Below are 6,125 nucleotides of genomic sequence, written 5' to 3'. Positions count from 1 at the left end.
CCAGCCGCGCACCTTGGTGATCAGTTCCGTGCGGAAGGCTGGATCCGCCGCACCCCGGGCCGCGCCCTGCGGCTTCGGCACGTAATCGGCGGCCCCGGCGGCGAGTGCGGCAATCGCAGCCTTAGCATCCCGCTGCGTCAGTGCGCTGGCGACGATGACGGCCGCCCTCGGGGCCGCCTTCAGGATCAGCGGCAGCGCCGTCATCCCGTCCATGACAGGCATTTCGAGGTCCAGCAGCACCACATCCGGCCGTGCCTCGGCCAGCGCGGCCAGCGCGGCCAGCCCATCGCCGGCGCGATGCACCACGCGGATGCCGGGTTCGGATTCGAGCAGCCGCGCGAGGATCGCGCGCGCCGTCGCGCTGTCGTCGCACAGCATCACCCGCACTTCCTCCCCCGCAGGGGGTGGTGCGGTCATGCCGCGTCCTCCAGCAGCCCGGCCTGGGTGAACTTGTCGCGGATGATCTCCGCGTCGAACGGCTTCATGACGTATTCCTGCGCGCCCGCCTCCAGAGCCTCGAGGATGCGGGCGAGTTCGGCTTCCGTGGTGCAGAGCACGATGCGCGGCTGGTCCGGGCCGAATTCCGCGCGCGCGGCGCGCAGGAAGGTGATGCCGTCCATCACCGGCATGTTCCAGTCGAGCAGCACGCCATCGGGCAGCGTCTCGCGGCAGGCGGACAGCGCCTCCTGCCCGTCCTTCGCCTCGCGCACCACGAAGCCCAGGCCCTCGACGATGCGCCGCGCCGCCTTGCGCACGACGAGACTGTCATCCACCACCAGGCAGGTCCGCTGCGTCATCGCCATCCCCTCAACCGATCGTCAGGACGCGCCCGACATCGAGCGCGATGACGAGATGCCCTTCCTGCCGGTGCACGCCGCGTGACACCTCCCGCCACAGCGGGTCGAGCGTCGGCGGGTTCGCGGTGAAGCCGGCCGAGGGCAGCGGCGCCACCTCCCCCACCTGGTCCACCAGCAGGGCGTAGAGCTCGCCCGATTGTTCGACGACGACGCTCATCGCCGGCGGCGCCTCGGCCTCGCGCGGCGGCAGGCCGAGCCGTAGCCGCAGGTCGAGCGCGGTGACGATGCGCCCGCGCAGGTTCAGGCTGCCCGCCACCTCCCCGGGGGCGAGCGGGATGCGCGTGATGGCGTGGGTGCCGAGCACGTCGCGCACCGCCAGCACCGGCACGGCGCAGGTCTGGCCGGCGACGGCCAAGGTGAGGAAGACCTCCTCCTCCGATGCTGGGGCGGGCGGCGGCATGACGGCAGATGCGGTCTGCATGGCGGTCACATCCCCTCAGGCCGCGAGCAGCGCCGACAGGCAGTCGGCGAGCGAACGCAGCAGCGCCTCGCGGTCGTATTTCGCGACGTAGTCGGTGAAGCCGGCCTCGCGACCACGCGCGACATCGGCGCGCTCGGCGCGGGAGGACAGCGCGATCAGCGGCGCGTCGCACCACGCACCGCCGGCGCGCAGCGCGCGCGCGAAGGCAATCCCGTCCATGTCCGGCATCTCGATGTCGGAGACGATGGCGTCGAAGCGCACGCCATCCTCGCGCAGCCGCAACGCGGCGACGGGGTTTTCCACCGCCGTCACTTCATACCCGGCGGCCGACAGCGCGGGCACGACCAGATGGCGGAAGAAGGCGCTGTCCTCGACCAGCAGCAGGCGCGGGCGGGCGGCATCGACGCCGGCGGCCTGCGCCCGGCGGAACCAGTCCTCCCCAGCCTGGGACAGCCAGAAGGCGGTGTCGATCACCTCGGTGACGCGCCCGGCGATCACCGCGCTGCCGATGAATCCCGGGCGGCCGGTGCCGGGCTGAATGTCGAGCCGTTCCTCGATCACGTCGAGGATCTCCTCGACCGCGAGACCCATGGCGCGGTCATTCTCAGTGAAGACCAGCACCGGTTGCCGGGCGGCGCCCTGCGGCGCCATCCAGCCGGGCGAGAGCGGAACGATCGGCATCAGCGCGCCGCGGTACTGCACCACCGGGGTCATGCCGGACATTTCGATGCGCTCGCCGGGGATATCCTCCAGCCGCGCCACCAGGCCCAGCGGCACCGCCTTCGGCCCGCCATCCCCGGCGCGGAACAGCAGCAGTGAGGTGCTGGCGTTGGACCGCATGCCGATCGCCGCCGGCGCGCCGCGCCGCTTCTCCTCGCTCGCCGCGTCCAGGCCAACGCCGGCCGCGCGCGCGATGCCGTTGGGGTCGAGGATCATGATCACCGACCCGTCGCCGAGGATGGTGTTACCGCTGAACATGGTGATGTGGCGCAGGATGGGTGCGACCGGCTTCACCACGATCTCCTCCGTGTCGAAGACGCGGTCGAGGATGATGCCGAAGGCCTGCCCGCCCACCTGCATCACCGCGACGAAGCCGGCATCCTCCGAGGCCGGGGGAAGGCGCAGCAGCCCGGCCAACGAGACCAGCGGCAGCAGCCGGTCGCGCAGCCGCAGCACGGCGGCGTCCTTGATGCGTTCGATGCGCGGTGCGCCGTCCTGCGCCGCACCGACACGCACCAGTTCCACCACGCCGATCTGCGGCAAGGCGAAGCGCTCGCCGCCTGATTCCACGATCAGCGCGGAGGCGATGGCGAGCGTCAGCGGGATCTTGATGGTGAAGGTGGAGCCACGGCCTTCGCGCGACGTCAGTTCGACCGTGCCGCCGATCCTCTCGATGTTGGTCTTCACCACATCCATGCCGACGCCGCGCCCGGACACCGAGGTGACCTGCTGCGCGGTCGAGAAGCCGGCGGCGAAGATGAAGCGCAGGATCTCCCGCTCGCTCATCTGCGCCAGCTCGGCGTCCGTCGCGAGGCCGTTGGCCAGCGCCTTGGCGCGGATGCGGTCCACCGGCAGGCCGCGCCCATCGTCGCCGACCTCGATGATGATGTGCCCGCCTTCGTGATAGGCGTTGAGGATGATGCGCCCGGTCTCGGGCTTGCCCGCCGCGCGGCGGTCGGTCGGCGTCTCCAGCCCGTGATCGCCGGAATTGCGCACCATGTGCGTCAGCGGATCGCGGATCAGTTCCAGCACCTGGCGGTCGAGTTCGGTCTGCGCGCCGTGCATGTCGAGTTCGATCTTCTTGCCGAGTTCATGCGACAGGTCGCGCACCAGGCGGGGCAGCTTGGCCCAGGCATTGCCGATCGGCTGCATGCGCGTCTTCATCACCCCTTCCTGCAGGTCTGAGGTGATGTGCGACAGGCGCTGCAGCGGCACCGCGAAGGCGTCGGATTGATGCGCGCGGGCCAGTTGCAGCAGTTGGTTGCGCGTCAGCACGAGTTCGCTGACCAGCGTCATCAGGTCTTCCAGCACCTCGACCGACACGCGGATGGTCTGCGGCGCGGCGGCGGTGGCGCCTTCGGCAGCGGCGGCAGCAGGTTCCGCGTACTCAGGCACGGGCACTGCCTCCGGCGCCGCGACGGCGACGGGTTCCCGCGATGAAGGCCCGTCAGGCGGCGCCAGGGACTGCCTTTCCGCGGCCGCGTTCAACGCGGCGATGAGCGCGCCGTCCTCGCCCGGCGATTCGCTGCCGCTCGCCTCGATGCCCGCGACGATCTCCTTGATGCGATCCAGCGCCGACAGAATCAGCGTGATGCCCGCCGGCGTGACGGTCAGCGTGCCGTCGCGGTAGCGGCCGAGCACGTTCTCCCCCGCATGGGCCACCGCCTCCAGCCGCGACAGCCCGAGGAAGCCGCAGGTCCCCTTGATGGTGTGGACCAGGCGGAACACCTCCGACAGCGTCGGCTGGTCATCCGGCGCGCGTTCCAGCCGCACCAGGGCGGAATCGAGGGCGACGAGCCCCTCATGCGTCTCGGTGAGGAAATCCGCCAGCAGGTCGTCCATCACAGCCCTCGCGCATCGAGGGCCGCAGCATCACGCGGCTGGGCCAAAGAATCCGTAAAGCCCACCGCCCCGATGCCCTCTTCGGATCGCGGCCACGCAGCGATCCGGGAGCGCAAAGCGCGACCTCGCCCAGCCCGCCAGCCGTCGCCGATGCGACGGTGCAGGGCGCGAAGGCAAGCCGGCCCGGATGGGCCGCACCCGCCGTTTGAGGGCCTAGGAAAAACTCAACATCAGCGGCCCGGCGTCCTGCCCCGGCGGCATGGCGATGGCCAGCCCCACACCCGCTGCGGCGGCGATGCGGCACAGCAGGACGATCGTCACCTCGCGGCCCATCGGGTCCGGCGGCATCTCGCCGGCCAGGGCGCGGATCAGGCTCGGCGGCCAGGCGGCGCGCTGCCCCTCGGGCCAGACTGCCAGTTCGCGGCGGAAATCGCCCGCCAGGCGCACGCGCCCACCCCGCGGCAGCGCCTCCCCGCCCATCAGCATGGCGGCGAGCACCACCGGCACGATCGCCTCCGGCAGGCTGACAGCCGGATCGAGCGTGCCGGGATCGGCCTCCGCCCGGCCGCCGGCCAGTTGCCCCTCCAGCAACGCGAGGGTCTCGCGCAACGTCGCCCCCCCCTGGCCGCCGAGCAGGGCGCGCCACAGCACGAGCCGCCTGCGCAGCACCTCCGCGGCCTCCTGGGCGAGGCTCGCCGCCTCCCCGCCCACATTGCCCATCATGTCGAGCGCATTGCCGATGGTGCCGACCACGCCGCCTAGGTCGTGGCACAGGCGCAGCCCGACCATCCGCGCGAGATCGAGGTCGGCGGCGGGCGACGGGGTCATCGGCTGGGGCATCCCTTGCGTCATGGCCGCGAAGGGTATCCTCTGCGGTCCTGACGCCACCTTAGCGCCGGGACCGTGAGCGCGACCATCGAACCAGGCATGCGAGTCCGCCTCCCGGCGTGCCCCGAATGGGGAACCGGGCAGGTCCAGTCCGTGGCGGGGCATCGCATCACCGTGAATTTCGAGCATGCCGGCAAGGTGCTGATCAACGCCGCCGTGGTGGAACTGGAAGTGCTGGAGGACGACCGGCGTTGAGCAGCCTTTACGAAACGGCCTGGTCGGTGCTGGCCGACTGGCGCCTGCTCGCCGCCATCCTCGCCACCGCCGTGGCCGGGGTGATGCGCGGCTATTCCGGCTTCGGCACGGCGGTGATCCTGGCACCCATCTACTCCCTGCTATGGGGGCCGCGCGCCGGGGTTCCGGTGATGCTGCTGATGGAATTGCTGGTCTCCGTGCAGTTGCTGCCCTCCGCGATCAAGGATGCCGACCGGCGGGTGGTGCTGCCCCTCGGTGGTGCTGCAGCGCTCGCGACCCCGCTCGGCGCCTGGATCCTGTTCACCGTGGATGGGGAGGCGCTGCGCCGCTTCATCGGCGGCTTCGTGCTGGTGTTCGGCCTGCTGCTGATGTCGGGCTGGCGCTACCACGGCTCCCGCCCGCTCGGGCTGAACATCGCGATCGGCACCGTGGCCGGGCTGCTCAAGGGCTCGACGGGGATGAGCGGACCGCCGGTGATCCTGTACCTGCTGGCGGGGCTCGAGGAAGCGAAGCGGCACCGCGCCAACCTGATCATGTTCTTCGCCACCATCGCCATCGTGTCGGTGATCGTGCCGATCCTGGGCGGGCTGGTGGATATGCCCGTGCTACTGCGCCTGGCTGTGCTGCTGCCGGTGATGGCGCTGACGGTGCCGGTGGGCGCACGGCTGTTCCACGTGGTGCCCGGCCGGCTGTACCGGCCCTTCGCGATGGGGGTGCTGCTGGTGGCGGGCGGGCTCGCGCTGTTCGGGTAACGAATTTCACTCTCGAAAGCGAGAGCGCCGGGCGTAGCCTCTGCCACGGCCGGCCAGGCGCCGGCCGAAAGGGAGGAAGCCATGCCTCACTACATGAGTCAGTGGTCGTTCACGGCTGTGCAGGCCAAGGCGCTGGTCGACAATCCCCAGGACCGCGAGCCCGCCGCGCGGGCGCTGGTGGAGGCCTTCGGCGGGCGCCTGGTCTGCTACTTCTTCATGATTGGCGAGCGCGACGGGGTGCTGATCTCCGAGTTCCCCGACAATGAAAGTGCCGTCGCCTGCAGCATGCGCGCCGGGTCGAGCGGCGCCTTCGCTGCCTTCGAGACCCATGCCCTGCTGACCCCCGCGGAGGCGCAGAAAGCGATGCAGAAGGTAAAGTCCACCGCCTTCGCCTACCGCCCGCCCAGCGGCTGACACGTCGCCCGCCGGCCCCGGGGCGGAAGTCCTGCC

8 protein-coding genes are annotated in these 6,125 nt (G+C 71.0%); 3 read left to right on the top strand and 5 right to left on the bottom strand.

The genetic code is table 11. The features are described 5' to 3' along the window. From AC2YHJ_RS22390 to AC2YHJ_RS22370, 5 genes are all read right to left on the bottom strand, one after another. Window positions 1–417: response regulator (locus AC2YHJ_RS22390; protein ID WP_487398398.1), on the bottom strand; the 417-nt coding region annotated here is incomplete at its 3' end. Continuing rightward, window positions 414–797 carry a response regulator gene (locus AC2YHJ_RS22385; RefSeq protein ID WP_487398397.1) on the bottom strand — a complete coding sequence of 128 codons (384 nt, stop codon included), beginning with the start codon at window positions 795–797 and terminating at the stop codon, window positions 414–416. The genes AC2YHJ_RS22385 and AC2YHJ_RS22390, both read right to left, overlap by 4 nt. Window positions 798–807: 10 nt before the next feature. Beyond that, window positions 808–1,278, bottom strand: coding sequence for a chemotaxis protein CheW (locus tag AC2YHJ_RS22380; protein ID WP_487398396.1), 471 nt, complete (start codon window positions 1,276–1,278; stop codon window positions 808–810). Between the two features lie 15 nt (window positions 1,279–1,293). After that, window positions 1,294–3,840, bottom strand: a complete 2,547-nt coding sequence (locus tag AC2YHJ_RS22375; RefSeq protein WP_487398395.1) for a hybrid sensor histidine kinase/response regulator — start codon at window positions 3,838–3,840, stop codon at window positions 1,294–1,296. 213 nt (window positions 3,841–4,053) lie between these two features. Next, window positions 4,054–4,668, bottom strand: a complete 615-nt coding sequence (locus tag AC2YHJ_RS22370; protein ID WP_487398394.1) for a histidine phosphotransferase family protein — start codon at window positions 4,666–4,668, stop codon at window positions 4,054–4,056. 99 nt (window positions 4,669–4,767) lie between these two features. Here AC2YHJ_RS22370 and AC2YHJ_RS22365 point away from each other — a divergent pair, with 99 nt between their 5' ends. From AC2YHJ_RS22365 to AC2YHJ_RS22355, 3 genes are all read left to right on the top strand, one after another. Continuing rightward, window positions 4,768–4,923, top strand: a complete 156-nt coding sequence (locus AC2YHJ_RS22365) for a DUF3553 domain-containing protein (RefSeq protein ID WP_487398393.1) — start codon at window positions 4,768–4,770, stop codon at window positions 4,921–4,923. Further along, window positions 4,920–5,675: a sulfite exporter TauE/SafE family protein gene (locus tag AC2YHJ_RS22360; protein WP_487398392.1), complete on the top strand. Its 756-nt coding sequence runs from the start codon at window positions 4,920–4,922 to the stop codon at window positions 5,673–5,675. Before AC2YHJ_RS22365 ends, AC2YHJ_RS22360 begins: the two co-directional genes overlap by 4 nt. Before the next feature lie 81 nt (window positions 5,676–5,756). Continuing rightward, window positions 5,757–6,089, top strand: coding sequence for a GYD domain-containing protein (locus AC2YHJ_RS22355; protein ID WP_487398391.1), 333 nt, complete (start codon window positions 5,757–5,759; stop codon window positions 6,087–6,089). Window positions 6,090–6,125 lie beyond the last annotated feature (36 nt).

The organism is Roseomonas sp. SRI_022, from assembly GCF_057586215.1.
Note: the sequence above shows the minus strand (reverse complement) of the source record. Positions and strands in the feature narration are given on the sequence as shown.

What these genes read in the sequence shown, in the direction of transcription:
- AC2YHJ_RS22385 (WP_487398397.1), bottom strand. Translation starts at nt 797, where the DNA reads ATGACGCAGCGGACCTGCCTGGTGGTGGATGACAGTCTCGTCGTGCGC.
- AC2YHJ_RS22380 (WP_487398396.1), bottom strand. Translation starts at nt 1,278, where the DNA reads ATGCAGACCGCATCTGCCGTCATGCCGCCGCCCGCCCCAGCATCGGAG.
- AC2YHJ_RS22375 (WP_487398395.1), bottom strand. Translation starts at nt 3,840, where the DNA reads ATGGACGACCTGCTGGCGGATTTCCTCACCGAGACGCATGAGGGGCTC.
- AC2YHJ_RS22370 (WP_487398394.1), bottom strand. Translation starts at nt 4,668, where the DNA reads ATGACCCCGTCGCCCGCCGCCGACCTCGATCTCGCGCGGATGGTCGGG.
- AC2YHJ_RS22365 (WP_487398393.1), top strand. Translation starts at nt 4,768, where the DNA reads ATGCGAGTCCGCCTCCCGGCGTGCCCCGAATGGGGAACCGGGCAGGTC.
- AC2YHJ_RS22355 (WP_487398391.1), top strand. Translation starts at nt 5,757, where the DNA reads ATGCCTCACTACATGAGTCAGTGGTCGTTCACGGCTGTGCAGGCCAAG.